This is a genomic window from Marinifilum caeruleilacunae, from assembly GCF_013141825.1.
GTDB lineage: Bacteria > Bacteroidota > Bacteroidia > Bacteroidales > Marinifilaceae > Marinifilum > Marinifilum caeruleilacunae.
Genome location: NZ_RZNH01000031.1, coordinates 22,509 through 41,715, shown reverse-complemented (window position 1 = coordinate 41,715; position 19,207 = coordinate 22,509). Strand labels below are relative to the sequence as shown.

General features: G+C 35.1%; 12 protein-coding genes. All 12 read left to right on the top strand.

The window, feature by feature from the left end:
- The first annotated feature begins 17 nt into the window (after positions 1 to 17).
- The 12 genes from ELS83_RS16085 to ELS83_RS16030 all read left to right on the top strand — a co-directional run bounded on the left by ELS83_RS16085 (position 18) and on the right by ELS83_RS16030 (position 19,187).
- Positions 18 to 1,871, top strand: coding sequence for a RagB/SusD family nutrient uptake outer membrane protein (locus ELS83_RS16085; RefSeq protein WP_171596567.1), 1,854 nt, complete (start codon positions 18 to 20; stop codon positions 1,869 to 1,871).
- An 89-nt stretch (positions 1,872 to 1,960) separates the two neighbouring features.
- On the top strand, positions 1,961 to 2,986 hold the full coding sequence (locus tag ELS83_RS16080; protein ID WP_171596566.1) for a DUF6807 domain-containing protein: 1,026 nt from the start codon (positions 1,961 to 1,963) through the stop codon (positions 2,984 to 2,986).
- 40 nt (positions 2,987 to 3,026) lie between these two features.
- Positions 3,027 to 4,616, top strand: coding sequence for an arylsulfatase (locus ELS83_RS16075; RefSeq protein ID WP_216616626.1), 1,590 nt, complete (start codon positions 3,027 to 3,029; stop codon positions 4,614 to 4,616).
- A 33-nt stretch (positions 4,617 to 4,649) separates the two neighbouring features.
- On the top strand, positions 4,650 to 6,518 hold the full coding sequence (locus tag ELS83_RS16070) for a sulfatase-like hydrolase/transferase (RefSeq protein ID WP_171596565.1): 1,869 nt from the start codon (positions 4,650 to 4,652) through the stop codon (positions 6,516 to 6,518).
- A 115-nt stretch (positions 6,519 to 6,633) separates the two neighbouring features.
- A complete protein-coding gene (locus ELS83_RS16065) occupies positions 6,634 to 8,187 on the top strand; it encodes a sulfatase (protein ID WP_171596564.1) in 1,554 nt (517 codons plus the stop codon).
- A gap of 28 nt (positions 8,188 to 8,215) precedes the next feature.
- Entirely contained in the window at positions 8,216 to 10,567 is a 2,352-nt protein-coding gene (locus ELS83_RS16060; RefSeq protein WP_216616624.1) for a GH92 family glycosyl hydrolase, read from the top strand.
- A gap of 52 nt (positions 10,568 to 10,619) precedes the next feature.
- A complete protein-coding gene (locus tag ELS83_RS16055; protein WP_171596562.1) occupies positions 10,620 to 11,663 on the top strand; it encodes a Gfo/Idh/MocA family protein in 1,044 nt (347 codons plus the stop codon).
- A 149-nt stretch (positions 11,664 to 11,812) separates the two neighbouring features.
- Complete coding sequence (locus tag ELS83_RS16050; protein WP_216616623.1) at positions 11,813 to 13,126, top strand: sulfatase family protein; 1,314 nt, start codon at positions 11,813 to 11,815, stop codon at positions 13,124 to 13,126.
- A 44-nt stretch (positions 13,127 to 13,170) separates the two neighbouring features.
- Positions 13,171 to 14,739 carry a glycoside hydrolase family 28 protein gene (locus tag ELS83_RS16045; RefSeq protein WP_171596561.1) on the top strand — a complete coding sequence of 523 codons (1,569 nt, stop codon included), beginning with the start codon at positions 13,171 to 13,173 and terminating at the stop codon, positions 14,737 to 14,739.
- A gap of 26 nt (positions 14,740 to 14,765) precedes the next feature.
- Positions 14,766 to 16,202 carry a sulfatase family protein gene (locus ELS83_RS16040; protein ID WP_171596560.1) on the top strand — a complete coding sequence of 479 codons (1,437 nt, stop codon included), beginning with the start codon at positions 14,766 to 14,768 and terminating at the stop codon, positions 16,200 to 16,202.
- 58 nt (positions 16,203 to 16,260) lie between these two features.
- Entirely contained in the window at positions 16,261 to 17,763 is a 1,503-nt protein-coding gene (locus ELS83_RS16035; RefSeq protein WP_171596559.1) for a glycoside hydrolase family 28 protein, read from the top strand.
- 17 nt (positions 17,764 to 17,780) lie between these two features.
- Positions 17,781 to 19,187: an arylsulfatase gene (locus tag ELS83_RS16030; protein WP_171596558.1), complete on the top strand. Its 1,407-nt coding sequence runs from the start codon at positions 17,781 to 17,783 to the stop codon at positions 19,185 to 19,187.
- The last annotated feature ends 20 nt before the right edge of the window (positions 19,188 to 19,207 follow it).

Here is a 19,207-nt window from a genome sequence, read left to right as displayed (position 1 = left end):
ATTAAAATTAGAGAATCATGAATAAAATAATTATATCACTGTTAAGTATATTGATTTTATTAAGCAGTTGCGACGAAAATGATTTTCTTGAGGAAGATCCGCAAGACGCAATTTATGCAGAAAATCTGTTTATAGAATATTCTGGTTTCAACTCAGCAATGAATTCGGTATATGCAATGATGAGAGAGATCAAAGGAAATGGAGATAGAATGAGCCGGGATCAATTATGGGTATTAAATACTGATATGGTTTCATCAAGATATGGCTCTGTGAACAATTTCACTGAATACGCTTCAGGTTTTGAAGAATCAAGTGATGTTTACGATTGGCTTTACCAATTAATAAACAACACGAATATGATTATTGAAAGAGCGGAAGGAGATGTAGATTGGCAAGGTTTAAGTGAGGAGGAAGATTTAAATAACAAGAATGCTGTAGTATCGCAAGCTAGAGTAGCACGTGCTTGGGCATATCGTCTATTAATTTATGCCTTTGGACCTGTTCCGTTAAATGTGAATGAGATTACAGGATCAAATTATTCTAATGCCTGGGAGCGTAATTCTGTAGAGGAAATTAAAGCTCAAATGCAGGAAGACCTTGAATTTGCAGTTGCTAATCTGCCATTGAAAGGTGATGACATGACACACATTAATGGTGCAGTAGCGAGACATTATTTAGGTGAATTGTATTTGTCATTGGGTGAATTTCAAAAAGCGAGTGATGTGCTACAGCCTCTTTGCGAATCTTCTGAATATAGTCTGATAACAAATCGTTTTGGCAGCACGGCAAACGAAGAAGATGGCAATTATTTTATGGATATTTTCAATAATCCTTACGCAAGTTCAGGAAATACCGAAACATTCTTTGTTTTTGCAAATGGTACAGATTTACCGGGATCAACTAAATTATCGATCAATGATGCTTATATTAATGAATATAGGAAGTATAAAAAAATTGATCAAACGGCTGAATGGTATGAACGTTTCGGTGGTTTTGGTAAAGGACGTTATTTAATGACTCCTTGGTCAATGTTTGATGAAGAGGCATATGATTTATATGCCAGAAATAAAGAAGATTCCAGAAATATCATTAATAGTTGGATTTGGGAACATACCGATGGTAGAGATAACTTCCTTTATGAAATGAATGATGTCAGAGGCCAGGGTGAAGTAATTCGCAGGTATTTCGTATACGACTGGAATGAAAATGGAGTTCTAACAGATCCAAGCACTTTTCCTTTAGACTCTGCAATTATTGAACCTGAAGATGGACCAAGTTATAATGATAAGAATAATGAAGGAGATACATTATATACTCACTTCAATTATACTGCAGATGCATTAGGTTATCCAGATAATTCTGATAAACATACATTTTCTTATTCAAGAAAGTGGGAAATTAACGCTGATGAGACAACTGATTTTAGCCAACGTGAACAAGTTTATCACGAAACTGGTTATTTGCGTATTTCCGAATCATATTTACTATATGCTGAAGCATTTTTTATGATGAATAATAGTGCTGATGCAGCCATATGGATTAATAAAGTAAGGGAAAGAGCAAATGCATCCTTAATTAATGCAGACCAGGTATCGCTTGATTTTATACTTGATGAAAGAGCTAGAGAATTAGTGGCAGAAGAGGAGCGTAAAATTACATTACTTAGAACAGGAAAGTATCTTGAAAGAACAAGGTTATACAATCCAACCTCAATGTATTATGTAGAAGATCATTATAAATTGTGGGCGTTCCCATCTTCAGCTATTGATGCTAATAAAGACAATTTATTAGACCAGAATATAGGATATGGTGGTAGTACAACTGTTGACTTTACACCAGCAGGATACCCGGATGAAGGTTATAATCCATGATCATATAGGCTAAACAAATGTATTAATACCCAGAATTTATTCTGGGTATTAATTAATATTAATGTCAAAAAAATGCAATATTACTCAGAATGAGACTTGTTGTAGTCATAGTGTTATTGAACATTTTTCAAACTTGCTTTGGACAAAAAATTAAACTTCAGGATGACCCAAACAAACAGCAAGTAAAAGTGTTGGTCAGTGGAGAAATATTCACTGTTTTCAGGTATTCAAGTGATTATGAAAAGCCCATTCTATATCCAGTTAAAACTGCCAATGGCAACACAATAACCAGAGGTTTCCCAATTGATACGAGGAAAAATGAAAGAATTGATCACCCACATCAAGTTGGAGTTTGGTTCAATTATGGAGATGTAAGCGGAATTGATTTTTGGAACAATTCTAAAGCTATTCCTAGTGAGAGAAAAGGCAAATATGGAAGAATCACTTTGAAAAAATTACTAAAAGTTACAAGTGGTGAATCTGGGGAGCTGAAGTATGAAGCCTACTGGACCGATAAAAATAACACAAAGCTGTTGAGGGAAGAAACCAGCATGGTATTTAGTGAAAAAGGCAAAATCCGCTTTATTGATCGCATCACCAAATTAACTGCAGAATCTCAAGATATTTTCTTTAATGATAGCAAAGAAGGATTGTTTGGAATTAGGGTAAGAAGAGAATTGGAGTTACCCTCATTAAAACCTGCAACCTTTACGAATGATTTAGGTTTACCCAATACTTTTAAAAAAATAGATAATGAAATTGTTACTGGCAATTATATCAGCAGTGAAGGTTTACAAGGCAACAATGTATGGTCATGTCGAGCGAAATGGGTAATGCTTCAGGGGGATATACAAGGTAATGGTATTACTATCGCTATAATTGATCACCCTGATAATGTTGGATATCCAACACATTGGATGGCTAGAGGATATGGTTTGTTTGCAGCAAATCCATTGGGACAAAAGGTATTTACCAAAGGAAAAAAAGAGTTAAACTTCAAGTTGATGCAAGGAGAGTCGGTTGTCTTTAAATACAGAATGATTATTCATTCAGGTAAACATTTGTCAACGAAAGAAATAGAAAATAGTTTTCTTGATTTTGCATCTGAGATTTAAGTTTAAAATATTAAAAAGAATCTGATTAAAAGAGATTTTGATGAAAAAACACATCATTATATCATTCTTGGTTTGGTGTATCATTTCTGTTAATGCAGGTAAGGCATTTTCACAGAAGAAAAGTAAGGATGATAGGCCAAATATTATTTTAATTATGGCTGATGATATGGGCTATTCTGATATTGGCTGCTATGGAAGTGAAATATCAACTCCCAATCTGGATCGTTTGGCTAAGAATGGAGTTCGTTTTAGAAATTTTTACAATGAAACAAAATGTTGTCCTTCCCGTGCTTCCCTATTAACGGGTATCTATCATCACGAAGCGGGAGTTGGTGGGATGATTTCCGAATCGGATAAGGAAATCACAGAAGGGCCTTATCAAGGATTTTTAAACGAGAAATCAATTACAATTGCAGAAATATTAAAAAATGTTGGTTATTCAACATATATGGCTGGTAAATGGCACTTAGGAGAAAGAAAAGAACATTGGCCTGTAAAAAGAGGATTTGATAAACATTTTGGATTGATAAGTGGGGCAAGCAGTTATTTTGAGCTTATTTTAAACCAGGAAAGAAAGAGGGTGATGGCTAATAATGATCAAAGCTGGTTTCCACCTGAATCAGACTTTTATATGACAGATGCTTTTACCGATTCAGCGGTTTCTATGATTTCGGAGCATGTAAAGCAACAATCGGAGAAACCTTTTTTCCTCTATTTAGCATACAATGCACCTCATTGGCCTCTACATGCTTTGCCTGAAGATATAGAAAAATATGAAGGAAAATATGATATTGGCTGGGACTCTATCAGACAGCAGAGGTTTGATAAAATGATTCGAGAGGGAATTTGGGATGAAAGTATCAAGTTATCGCCACGTCCTGAATCAGTAGAAGCCTGGAAAAAGCAGGAAAATAAAAAGCAATGGGCTAGATTAATGCAGATATATGCGGCAATGGTAGATCGGATGGATCAGGGGATTGGTCGTGTCTTATACGAATTAGAAAAAAATCAACTTTCTGAGAATACCTTAATTATTTTCTTATCGGATAATGGGGCATGTAGCGTAAGTGTGGAAGAAAGAGGATTGCATATAGATGGATCTGTGGTGGGACAAAAAGGTTCGTACAAAGCCTATAAAGAACCATGGGCAAATGTGTCTAACACACCTTTTAGATTTTACAAGAATTGGATCCATGAGGGAGGAATCTCCACACCTTTCATAATGTATTGGCCAAAATATATCAAAAGAAAACGAATCATAAAAAATGACTATGGTCATATTTTGGATGTTATGCCAACCATACTCGAATTAACCGAAACGAAGTATCCGCAGACTTATAAAGGCAAGAAGCTGGTTTCATTAAAAGGAAGAAGTTTAATGCCTTTGGTTCATAATAAAACAGTTGAAGAAAGGAAGGAACCTTTATTTTGGGAGTTTAACGGAGCTGCAGCGGTAAGGTTAGGTGATTATAAATTGGTTTCATATAGAGATAAAAAGTGGGAGCTATATCATTTAAAATCAGATCCTACTGAATTATTTGATTTGAGTTCTGAACAACCGGAACTGACAAATGAAATGAAGAAATTATATCAGGAGTGGGCATGTAGAGTGGGAGTTAAAAAGAAGTAGAACCCACTAAAAATGTTGATAAAAAAGATAGACATGAATCTAAAAAAAATAAACATACTAATATTTATAGTTGGATTGTGCTTGTGTTCTTGTAAAAAACAGGATAAGGATTCACGTCCAAATATATTGTGGATAACAACCGAGGATATGAGTTCTCAGTTAGGGTGTTTTGGTGATGAGCACGTGCATACACCAGTAATTGACCAGTTAGCCTCCAAGGGGGTGCGTTATACCAATGCATTTGCAACTGCACCTGTTTGCGCACCTGCAAGATCTTCCATAATAACAGGGATGCATCAGTCTTCAATAGGAGCTCATCATATGAGATGCAAAGGGCATTTCCCAAAGGATTTAAAATACCTTCCTCAATATTTAAGAGAGGCTGGTTACTATTGTGTGAACAATGAAAAAGAGGATTATAACTTAGAATATAATGCACTTGATATTTGGAATGAATCTGGAGTTAAGGCACACTGGAAAAATAGAGAAGATAAGGACCAGCCATTTTTTGCAGTGTTTAATTTTCTAGGAACTCATGAAAGCGCTACAAATTCAAAAAAGAAGCATTTATCTTTTACAAAAGATCTTCCTAAAGAGATCTTGTTACAAGCAGGTGAAGTACCTCTTCCACCATATTTTCCAAACACTCCTGTAGTAAATGAATTAATGACAAGGTATTACAATAATATTGCCGCTTTGGATAGATATGTTGATAATATTCTCAATGAATTGAAACAGGATGGGCTGGATGATAATACAATTGTTATATTTTATTCCGATCATGGAGCTGGATTGCCTATTCATAAAAGATGGCTGTATGATTCTGGATTGAAGGTGCCAATGATTGTTAAGGTACCGGAAAAATATAAAAAGTTACTTCCATATAAAGTTGGGGAGTTAACTGATGAGTTGGTAAGTTTTACAGATTTAGCTCCTACAGTTTTGGAGTTAGCTGGATTAACAATTCCTGAGCATATGCAAGGAAGAGCCTTCCTAGGTCAACATTTATCTTCGAAAAGAGAGTTTGTTTATGCCGCACGCGATAGAATGGATGAAAGGTATGACATGCAACGTGCTGTTAGAGATAAGCAATTTAAATATATTCGATATTATGAACCTCAAAAGCCATACATCCAATTCATGAATACACCAGAGAAAGGTGATATTATGAAAGCAATAAGAAAAGGCAATAAAGAGGGAATAATTCCCCCAATGGCCAAGAGACTTATGGAACAAACAAAACCTCTAGAGGAATTATTTGATGTAAAAAATGATCCCTGGGAATTAAAGAATCTTGCCAATGATCCTAATTATAAGGATGTTCTTGTTAAGATGAGAAAGGCGCATACTGAATGGTCTATTGATGTAGCAGATGCAGGTTTAATTCCTGAAGCCATACTTCGTCAATGGGAATCTAAGTTTAATAAGCCCATTTATAATATTTTAAGAGAAGAGAAGGTACCAATCGATTTGATCCAAGAAGTTGCTTTAGGATCAAAAGTTGAACTTTTTGAGAAACATATATTAAACGCAAATGAGGTTGTTCGTTACTGGGCCGCAACAGGAATAGGCAATTATGCCGAGAATTTAAATGAGGAAACCTTTTCAAGTATAATCAAATTATTAGATGATGAGTGTTCCCTTGTAAGAATTGCAGCAGCAAGAGCCCTGTGTATCCTTAATCATGAAACAATTGCTATGAATATTCTAAAAAAAGAACTTGTTAGTATTGATGAGTGGACAAGATTAAGTGCTGCACTAGTATTGGATGAAATTGGTGAGAAAGCCAAACCTGTTAAAGAAACATTAAGGTTAGCATTGGGTGATGATAACAAATATGTGGCTAGAGTTGTTAATCATGCCCTAAATGTGTTAGAAGGAACCAATAATATTGTGAAATAGAATATAGTCTTGCAGAAGCGAAATAAGCATGTAAAATTAAAAAGCTCAATTTATTTCGCTTAAGGGTGAATAAGTTAACTTAGGAGTTCATGCAGCATATGAAAATTATAAACGTATGAAGAAATATAAAATATTGGCAGTTGCATTAGCAGTATTGTTCATGTATTCTTGTGGAACATCAACAAAAAAGACAAGAATAGAAAGTCCAAATATCATCTTTATTCTAACAGATGATCAAGGATGGACTCACACATCTCATCGAGCAGATCCGAATATACCTGAATCAAAAAGTGACTTTTACGAGACTCCCAATATAGATAGATTAGCGAAAACAGGAATTTTATTTTCTCAAGGATATGCACCGAATCCAATTTGTGCGCCATCAAGAAATAGTTTAATGTTTGGACAGAATGCTGCTCGTCATATCTATAATAAAGATTCAGTATGGTATAGAAGTACACAGGATTGGTTAACAATTCCAAAAGCAATAAAGAATGCCAATCCAAATTATCGAACAGCTCATTTTGGGAAGTGGCATATTGCCATGCTTCCAGAAAGGGCTGGCTTTGATATAAGTGATGGTATGACTTCCAACGCTGGAGGAGAGATATATGGAGATGGTTTTTTAAAAGCAAGAGAATATACAAAAGCTACAAAAGAATATCTAGTACAAAATCAGATAGAGAATCCCACTAAAATGCTTGAAGCTGGAAAACCAAGTGCTCACTGGGATGATCAAAATCCGAAAGATATTTTTGGAATCACCCAACGTGCAACTGATTTTATGAAGGAGAGTATTAAAGAAGGAATGCCTTTTTATGTTCAGCTATCTCATTACGCAGCTCACCTGTCTTTGGTTTCCAAAAAAGAGACTTATGATTATTTTAAGAATAAAGAAAACGGTGAACGTCACACCAATCCTGAATTTGCAGCAATGTTGAAGGATATGGATACTGGTATTGGTATGATTCTGGATTTTGTAAAAGAGCAAGGAATTGAGGACAATACTTATATCTTTTTAATGGGTGATAATGGGGGGCGCAGACGCTTAAATCAGATTGCTGTGATTGATGAAAACAAACAACTGAAAGAAGCAAGGTACTCTCTTCAGCATGATAGAAATCTTCCACTTCGCGATGGGAAACATTCCTTCTATGAAGGAGGATTAAGAGTTCCATTTATTGCTAAAGGTCCAAATTTAAAGTCGAACCAGGTGTGCGAAGTTCCTGTGACAGGATTGGATTTTTTGCCAACATTTGCTCAGCTTGCAGGTTCTGATCTGAATTTTCCTGATGAGATCGATGGGGGAAGTTTAATCCCTTTACTTTTAGATAATAATCAAGATAGAGTAGAACGAAATAGCGAATATTTAATTTTTCATCAAGCTTCACATCGCAAACCGCGCAGCGCAATCCGTAAAGGTGATTTTAAACTGGTAAAATACTGGGGCAAAGAAACAAAATATGAAAATACACCCAAAGTTGAATTATTTAACATTAGGGAAGATTTGTCAGAAACCAACAATATTCTAAACAAATATCCTGAAATAGCTACTGAATTGGAAAATGAATTAAAACGATTTTTGGCAAATGTAAATGCCGAAACAGGTGTTCGCGATATAAAGGGACCACAAGATAGGTTAATGAAAGAAGAAGGATTAAAAGAATAATGATCAAATCATAGATCGTACGATGAAGATGCCAAATACAAAACAATTATTATTGGTGATAAGCCTGGTGTTAATGCTTTTTACAAACGCATCGGGTAAAAAAAGACCGGTAGATCTAGTGTATCCACTCCTGGATGCCGCAAATTCAAGATGGTTTTACTTTTCTTCTGCTACTCGTCCATTTGGAATGGTAAATCTTAGTCCTGATATGGGAGTTGATGGAGCCTGGGATTCAGGTTATCGTTATAACAGAGATTCAATAAAATGCTTTAGTCATATTCATGCCTGGCAATTATCGGGAGTACCGGTCATGCCTGTTTCGGGTGATTTTAAAGGTCATTTAGGAGCAAAAGTCTATGGTTCTAAATATTCGCATAAAGATGAAATAGTAAAGCCGGGATATCATTCTGTAAGCTTGAATTCGTATAATATAAAAGCTGAGTTAACGTCAAGTACTCGTGTTGGTTTTCATAGATATACTTATCCAAAAGGTGAGAAAAGGTACATTTTGTTGGATTTGGGAACAACTTTAGGCCCATGCGAAACAAAATTAGGATATGCAAAACAGGTGGGTAAAACCAGTATAGAGGGATATGCCTTAATGAAAGGAACACGCAGAAGACCGAAAGATACTTATGTGTATTTCGTAATTGAATTTGATACCGCCTATAAGCAGTTTAAAGCCTGGCATAATAAAAAGTTGATAGATGTTAATGAGGAATTTAAAGGTTCCAATGGTGGTGTATATGTTGAGTTTGACAACGAACAAGACGAGACAGTTCTGATGAAAGTTGCAATTTCCTATGTAAGCATAGAACAGGCAAAACTGAATTTGAATAAAGAGTTGATTCATTGGGATTTTGATAAACTTGTTAATGATAGCCAGGACGAATGGAATTTATGGCTTAGTAGAATTGAGCTGGAAGGAGGTAGTGAAAAAGAACAAGCACGATTTTATACAGACCTATGGCATGCTTTGCAAGGAAGAAGAATAATAAGTGATATCAATGGTAAGTACTGTGATATGACAGGAGCTGCACCAAGAATTGGTCAAATTCCTCTGAATAAAAAAGGGGTACCTAAGTTTAATCACTATAATTCAGATGCGTTTTGGGGTGCCCAATGGACACTTAATACTTTATGGCATTTAGTTTATCCAGAGGTATCAGAAGGTTTTATAAACTCGATGTTGTTAATGTATGATGATGGAGGATTAATTCCGAGAGGTCCTTCCGGAGGAAATTATACCTATGTGATGACAGGTGCATCAACTACACCTTTTATTGTAAGTGCTTACATGAAAGGGATAAAAGAGTTTGATGTGCATAAGGCCTATAAAGGAATGCGTAAAAATGCCATGGCTGGAGGATTAATGAGCAAGGCAGGTTACGAGCATAATACTAGTGTTGGTGGTGGATTGCAATATTATATCGACAAAGGTTTTGTACCATATCCAAATCCTCATAAGAATAATGGCTACCATAACGAAGGAGCAGGCCAAACTTTGGAATATGCATACCAGGATTGGTGTTTGGCCCAATTATCAAATGCTTTAGAGCATTTTGATGATTATAAGATGTTCTCAAAACGATCACAAAACTATAAAAATGTTTGGGATGCAAGTTCTACCTGGATGAGACCAAGAGATGTTGAGGGGAAGTGGCTGGAAAACTTTAATCCCATAGAGACTCATCATGGATTTGTTGAAAGTACAGCAGCCCAGTCTACATGGTTTGTACCTCACGATTTACATGGATTGTTTGATTTAATGGGGGGGGCAGGAAAAGCAGCAGTGAAATTAAATCAGCAGTTCCTGATCGCCGATTCTCATGATTTTGTATGCAAATCCTTTAAAGCTGATCGATTTGTAAACACCCAAAGGAAAAATACATATTTAAATTATGGAAATCAGCCATCTATGCAGGTGGGATTTATTTTTAATTATACTGGTAGACCCTGGCTAACACAGTATTGGACTCGTGAAGTAACCGAACGTATATTTAGTGATTTGGATCCACAAAATGGTTATAATGGTGATGAAGACCAAGGATTAATGGGGGCTCTTGCCGTTCTGCACAAAATTGGACTGTTTGAAATGAATGGGGGAGCTGGAGTGAATCCTCGCTATGAAATTGGAAGCCCCATCTTCGAAAAAATAACAATAAAGCTTAATAATGATTATTACCCAGGTAATCAGTTTGTAATAGAAACAAAGAATAATTCTTCCAAGAACAGGTATATACAATCTGCACTTTTAAATAGCAAAAATCATAAGCAATTCTGGTTTTATCATAAGGATTTAATAAAAGGAGGGAAACTTGTTTTAAATATGGGAGACTTGCCAAATAAGCAGTGGGGAACTGATTTAGATGATTTGTAAATTATTTAAATAGGATATTATAAAAAAATAAGATAAAAATTGTGTTTGGAATATGGATACTAAAATTAGGTTCGGAATTGTAGGTACGGGTAATATCGCAAAAATACATATTGAGTGTATCAATCAAATTGCCGAAGCTGAGTTAGTAGCTATGGCTGCTTCCTCTGAAGCAAGAGCTAAATATGTATCTGAGCATTATGGTATTTCTGCTTACCCCGATTTTGATCAATTAATGGAGCGATCAGATATAGATGTGGTTATTATATGTAACCAAAGTGGGAATCATTTGAAACCTGCAATTGCAGCAGCTAAAGCAGGAAAGCATGTGCTATGTGAAAAGCCTTTGGAAGTAAACCTGAAAAGGGCAATTCATATGGTAGAGACCTGTGAAGCTTATGGAATCATATTAGGATGTGTATTTCAAAATCGATTCAGTTCAGATTACCTACAACTTAAAAAAGCTGTTGATGATGGAATTTTAGGGAAATTATTAATGGGCACTGCATGTATTAATTGGTACAGATCCCACAATTATTATTCTGATAGTGCATGGAGAGGTACCTTAAAGGGAGATGGCGGTGCTGCATTAATTAATCAAGGCATACACACTGTTGATCTTTTATTGGACATTATGGATGAACCGACAACCGTGTATGGTACTGTTTCCAGTATGGTTCATAATATAGAAGGTGAAGATGTTGCAGGAGCAATTGTGAATTTTAAGAGTGGAGCTATGGCTACCATTACTGCAGGAACTGCACTATACCCTGGGTATCCGGAAAGGCTGGAAATTTATGGGGAGAAAGGGAGTGTTATCCTTGAAGGTGGTAGAGTTAAAGAGTGGAATGTAAAAGGTGAGCCCAGAAATAAGATAAGTAGTAAAAAGGAATTAAAAACTGGTTCGTCAAATGCAACAGGTATCGGTCTTGAATTGCATAAATTACTAATAGAGGATATGATTAGGGCAGTAAAAAAGAGAAGTGAGCCTCTGGTAAATGGAAACGAGGGGTTAAAATCATTGGAATTGATTACGAAAATTTATGAATCTGCTCAAAAAAACACACCCATTGAGCTTAATTCAATTTGCAAATACTAAATGAATACAGGCAAGATTAAGAGATAGTTAATAGTTTTAAGTTCATCAAGCATTGTGAATTTACGATAAACTTGCTTTTTCTTATAAGGGACAATTTATCCGTTTTCGTTAAAAGAGTAAGGATTTAATAGAAAAATTAATGTTGAAGTATGAAGAGAAATAGGAGTTTTAAGTTCTTGCTGATAGCCTTACTGATGATGGCTTACAACCAAGAAAACCTGCAAGCTAAAGAAAATAAACCCAATATCATTTTAATATTAGCCGATGATCTAGGTTTTGAAACAATTGGCTGCTATGGAAATGCGAGTTATCAAACTCCAAGAATCGATAACTTGGCAGAAAAAGGAGTGAAATTCAACCATTGTTATGCCCAGCCCTTGTGTACTCCTTCCAGGGTTAAATTTATGACAGGGAAGTATAATTTCCGAAACTATGAACAATTCGGCTATTTAAATACAAATGAAACGACCTTTGCGCATCTACTAAAAGCTGATGGATATGCTACCTGCATTGCTGGGAAGTGGCAGTTAAAAGGTGATGAATTTGCACCATTCAAAGCTGGTTTCGATGAATACTTGTTGTGGCAAATTACTTTCACAAGTTATAATGAGAGGTATAAAAACCCAAGGGTTCTTGAAAATGGTAAAATGAAAAAATTTAACAATGGAGAGTATGGTCCAAGAATGTTTGCCGATTTTATTATGGACTTTATGGAACGTAAAAAAGATGAACCTTTTCTAGTTTATTACCCAATGGTTTTAGCTCATCGCCCATTTGTTCCATCACCCGATTCAAAAAACTATGATAGCTTTAAAATTGCCAATTCTGGAGGATCAAAGGATGCAATTACCGACACAACCTACTTTAAGGATGAAGTAGCATACATGGATAAATTGATAGGAGAGTTGGTGGATAAAACCAAAGAGCTGGGAATCAGTGATAATACCTTGATTCTTTTTACAGGTGATAACGGAACTGGCAAAGAGGTCGTTTCCAAAATGAAGGATGGTAATAAAATTAAAGGAATGAAAGGGGCTACCTGTAAATATGGAAGACATGTTCCCTTGGTAGCTTATTGGGATGGAAAAATAGAAGAAGGTCAGGTTAATGATAATTTAATTGATTTTTCGGACTTTTTACCAACTCTATGTGATGTTGCAGGAGTAGAACTACCCAATGGATTCATGACCGATGGATACAGTTTTTATCCACAAATGAAGAATGAAGATTATAAAGCCAGAGATTGGGTGTTTTCACATTTTGACTGTGGTAAGGAGAAATATCCTAAACGGAGAATGGTACATAATAAAGAATGGAAACTATACGAAAATGGCGATATATTTCATATTAGCGAAGATCCTTTGGAAGAAAATGTTTTAAGCTTGGATGATTTAAATGGCAATGAGAAGAAACTAATTTCCACATTCAAGGAAGTATTGAGCCAGTTAAAATCTGATCAATAGAAAGGGAGAGATGGTTATTTGTTTAACAATTAATGATGATAATAATGAATAAGAATATTATTGAGAAAAAAAATATACTTCAATGCCTTCTGGCAAGTTTATTTATAATTATTTGTATTAATACTACTATAGCACAAACTTATACGTTGGAATGCAATGGGAAAACCATTCCGGTTATGGAACAAAATGATGTGCCACTTTCATATCAGGTAAGCACTTATAAATATTCAAGAGTAAGCTATGAAGGAGCTCCTTTATCGTTGCGTGTCGATTGTTCAGGATTTGATTTTAACAATTCGGATTGGGATATTTCACCACATAGTTATGGTATAAAGGGGACAAAAAAAGGGAATAGCTTATCATTTGTTGTGAATAAACCTGGCTATGTCGTTGTAAGATTCAAAAAAGATCAGGATTTCACCAAAAGGTTGGTGATTTTAATAGAAGAACCAGAAGTGCTTCCTGAAGGAAACTTTGTTGATATCATTAAAACTTATGGAGTTGACAATTCGGGACAAACAAACGAAACGGAAAAAATCCAGAAGGCATTAAATGATATATCCGGAAGCGGGAAAGTGCTTCTTTTTCCTGAGGGAACCTATAAGACATTTATGCTACAATTAAAGAGTAATTCTAAAATTCACTTGTCTAAAAATGCCAGAATAAAAGCAGATGCATCTGAAATTGAATCCTATCTGGCAAAAGAAAACGAAGGCATTGATCGATTCATTTACCTTGATCAGGTGGAAAATATTCAAGTTACTGGATTAGGAACATTTGATGCAAACGGATCAGAAATCTTAGCTGTGAATCCGCCTAAAATGGCTTCTCAATCAACCCATATTCGATTGATGTTTATGTATAAATCAAAGAATATAAGTTTTGAAGGACCAATTTTTAAAGATCCTACAGGATGGAATACACACATTATGGGTTGTCAAGATGTCACATTTAAAAAGTGTAAAATCATGAACAACCTAATAAATAATGAATTCTTTGGGAGTTTAGATGGTTGGGATCCTGATGGTTCTAAAAAAGTATTGATTGAAAACTGTTTTGGATGGGCCGGCGATGATAATGTTGCAGTTAAATGCACGGGCTACGGTAATCTGGAAGTATACGATGACGTTGAGGACATAATTGTAAGAAATTGTGTGTTTTTAACGAAAAAAACATCTCTCAAAATAGGCACGGAAACCCGCTGTGCAAATTACAAACGAATTGTTTTTCAAAATAACGACATCATTGAGGCCGATAGAGCTCTTGGTGTTAATGTTCGTGATAGAGCAAATGTAAATGGTGTTTTATTTAAGGATATTAGGACTGAATATTACTATCCGGATAGAAAGCAAATGCCAATCAATGTATACATTACCAGGAGAGAAGAAGATCAGCCTTGGACAGGTAAAATTAATAATGTGGTTTTTGAAAATTGTTCCTTTGAGCAGATGTTCCCCAAAAAGATTCAAGTTTCAAGAATAGAGTCTCATACAAAAAATAAAGATTTACAAATCACATTTAAGAATGTAACAATTGAAGGGGAAAAAGTAATTTCTGTAGATGCAGATTACTTTAACTTGAAAAAAACCAACGGAATCGTAAAGTTTAAGTAAAAGAAATCTATTAAATGATATTATAGATGATGAATAAGATATCCTTTACATTGTTAATTGTAGTATGTGCAATTTGGGGTTGTACTGAAAAAAAGACTCAGCAAACCAAAAAGAATCTCCTTTTTATAATTACTGATCAGCAGAATTATTTTACGCTTAAAGATTATGGTAACAAAATAATTAAGACCCCTAATTTAGATGCCTTAGCAAAAGAATCCTTTGTGTTTAAAAATACCTATGTATCTCAACCAGTTTGTTCTCCAGCCCGGGGGACTATATTATCTGGGGTGTATCCGCATACACATGGTGTTTTAAATAATGATAGTATTCTGCCTAAAAATATATTAACCTTACCCGAGTTGGTTAAAGATCCTGATTACAAAAAAGCTTACATTGGAAAATGGCACCTGGGGGATGAAATATTTAAACAGCGAGGGTTTGATACTTGGGTATCTATGGAAGATTTATACTATGATGAGTATAGTGAAGGAAGAGATAGCGATGAAAGAAGCGATTATCACAAATGGCTGTTGGAAAAAGGCTACACACCAAAAAATACTAAAAAAAATCGTTTTGGTAGAAAATATGCAGCAAGTCTTCCAATTGAGCATTGTAAACCAACTTTTTTACAGGAAAATGCCACTAAATTTTTAGACCAAGTTCATGATCAACCTTTTATCATGTATGTGAGCTTTTTGGAACCTCATATGCCTTTTACCGGTCCTTTAGATTCTTTATATAATCCGAATGTAGTTGTTCTTCCGGAAAACTTTAATAATGAATTAGGAGAGGATATTCCTTTATCCTACAGGAAAAAACGTGAAAAAGAAATAAATAAATATGGTCCTGATGAACAGAATTACAGACAATTAATAGCTCGTTATTGGGGCTTGGTATCTCAGGTTGACAGAAGTGTTGGTGTGATTTTGAATAAACTGGACTCTTTGGGATTATCGGACAATACCATTGTTGTTTTTACCTCAGATCATGGTACAATGATGGGGGCACATAAAATTGTGAATAAGGATGTAATGTATGAAGAATCGATTCGTGTACCTTTTCTATTAAAAGATTCTGATTTGACGAGTTCTAAAAGGATTGTGCATGAGCGCTTCAGTCAAATCGATCTTGTACCTACATTACTGGATCTATTAGGAAATGATATTCCAGATCATCTCACCGGAAATAGCATTGTACCCACACTTAAAGGGGAAGAGTCTCTTACTCGCGATATTTTCATTGAGTGGCCTGATACAAGAACTATTGTTACTCAAGATGGATGGAAACTCGCATTTAAAGTAGATGGTCAAAGTTTGCTGTTTGACCTGAATTCAGATCCGCATGAAACCAGAAATCTTTTTTATCAGAAAAAATATCAGCAAAAGGTAAAGGATTTAACTGGTAGAATTAAACAATGGCAAATAGAATCAAAGGATAATTTGGTTTTGCCGGATCTCGATTAGGGAGATGTCACAATAATATAAGTTTTAAAATTAATTGAATTTAAAAAAATACAGATTTATGAGTCAATACAAAATTTTATTATTGATCATTATTGGAATGTTTTCAATTTATGGTTCTAAGGCACAGAATGGAGTGTATGATATAACGAACTTTGGGGCAAAAAATGATGGTAAAACATTATGTACGGAAGCTATTCAAAAAACGATTGATAAGTGTGCCGAAAACGGAGGAGGAAAAGTAGTTGTCCCACCAGGAAAATTTCTTTCAGGTGCTTTATTCTTAAAAAGTAATATTTGCTTTGAAGTGATGGCTGGAGCAACTTTATTATTCGATGACAATATTGAAAATACACCAATTATCGATGGAAGATGGGAAGGAATAGAGAGAAAAGTCTATGCTTCAATATTCACAGGTCATCATCTTTCGAATGTATCTATTATAGGGCGAGGAACCATTGATGGACAAGGTGAAAAGTGGTGGAATGCTCATGTTGAAACAAAGAAAATAAGAAAACAACATGGAATTCATAAAGTAAGGGAGCCTGAAAATCCCGAGGGCTGCCCTTTAAAAGTTCCACGTCCTCGATTGGTTAATCTATATAACTGTACGAATGTTTTGATTAGCGAATTAACATTTATCAATTCTCCATCCTGGACCATTCATCCGGTTTATTGTGAAAATATTACTATTGAAAAAATATCTATTATTCAGCCTTACGAATCACCCAATACCGATGGAATTGATCCGGAATCATGTAAAGACGTTAGAATATTGAATTGCTTTATTGATTGTGGTGATGATTGTATTACCATAAAATCAGGATATAACGAGGATGGAAGAAGAGTTGGAATCCCTTGCGAAAATGTTGTAATTAGCAATTGTACTTTTGCCCATGGGCGCAGTGCAATTGGAATAGGAAGTGAAATGTCTGGAGGTGTGAAGAATGTAAGTATTTCAAACTGCGTTTTTAATGGAACTTTACGAGGACTTCGCATTAAGACAAATCGTGAAAGAGGAGGAACAGTTGAAAACTATAGAGCCAGTAATATTGTAATGTCGAATGTTGAAACTGCAATATCTGTGGACATGTATTATGGTAATAAAAATTCAAAGCCAGTTCCTGTTTCAGAGAAAACTCCAACATTTAAAAATATGCATCTGAGTAATATTACTGCAACAGATGTAAAAAATAGTGTTCAAATAATAGGTTTGCCAGAATCTCCAGTTGACGAATTTTCGATTGTAAATTCAAGTTTTAAAGCAGAAAATGGATTTAAAATTGCTTTTGTGAATAATTTAAGCTTGCGAGATGTTTCTCTAACTTGCTCGAAAGATGAAATTCCATTAAAAATTAATGATGCAACAGAAATTCTTATTGATGATTTTAAAATGGATCATCTTACTGAAGGTATGCCTGTAATTAATTTGAATAACGTGAATGAGGTTTTAATTCGAAATTGTAATGTAAAGCAAGGCACACAGCAGTTTGTGAAAGCAATAGATTCGGATAAAATAGAGCTGATGAATAATTTGCTAAAGGGAGCAAAAATTTCTAAATAAAAATTCAGGATAATTCAATGAAATATAAAATATTAATCATCATAGGATGTATTCTAACAACATTCTCATGTACAAAAAAGGAAGAGCCAACAAAGCCAAATGTAATTTTTATCATGGCCGATGACCTCGGGTATTCAGATCTGGGATGCTATGGGCAAAAACTCATTCAGACTCCTAATATAGATAGATTGGCTGCTGAAGGAATGCGTTTTACACAGTGTTACTCAGGTGCATCAGTATGTGCACCCTCTAGAAGTGTTTTAATGACAGGAATGCATACTGGACATACAAGAGTTCGTGGTAATTTCGGTTTTGGAGGGGTAAAAGGTCTTGCTGGTATTGATGGAAGAGTTCCTTTGAAAGAAGAAGATTTTACCATTCCTGAAATGTTAAAACAGGAAGGGTATACTACTGCTATGGTTGGAAAATGGGGATTGGGAGAACCCAATACATCCGGAGAGCCTAACTTACAGGGCTTTGATGAATTTTATGGTTTTCTAAATCAACGCAGAGCACATAGCTATTATCCTGAGTACATCTGGAAGAATAATGAGAAAGTTGAACTTATTGGCAATCAAAATGGAAATAAAGAACAATATACACATGATTTATTTGCTGATTATGCTATAGATTTTATTAATCGCAATAGAGAAAAGCCATTTCTATTATACATCCCACTTTGTGTGCCTCATTATAAGTATGAATTGCCTGATTTGGGAATTTATAAAGAGAAAGATTGGGAGCAGGATGCTAAAGCTTATGCAGCCATGATAACAAGAATGGATAATACCATTGGGATGTTAATGGAAGCGTTAAAAAAGAATGGATTGGATGAAAATACAATTGTGTTTTTTACATCAGACAATGGAGCTGCCGAAGTTTCTGAAAAATGGAAACTTTTTGACTCTAATTCACCTTTACGTGGAGTGAAAAGAGATCCATATGAAGGCGCAATACGCGTGCCAATGATTGTTCGTTACCCCAAGCAGGTGGAGGCTGGAACCATTAGTCAAACTCCGTGGTATTTTGCGGATGTACTGCCAACCATTGCAGATATAGCAGGTGCTCCTATGCCTGATAATATTGATGGTCGTAGCGTATTACCATCATTAGAGGGTGAAATTCAGCACTTGGATAAGCGATATATGTATTGGGAATTTTATGAAAAAAATGGATGGCGAGCTGTGCGTTTTGGAAACTGGAAAGCAATTCAGCATGATATGCATTTTAAAAATCATCAACCTATTGAACTGTATGATATTAATGATGATATATCAGAAAAGAAAAACCTGGCTAAGCAGTATCCTGAAATTGTAAAGCAAGCAAAAGAGTATTTTAATGAAGCACACTTGCCTTCAGAACATTATGTATGGAGAAATGATAGTATAGCAAATCAAAATACCACTATAACTTATGACCATTAAATTTTTTAGGAGGAGCCATT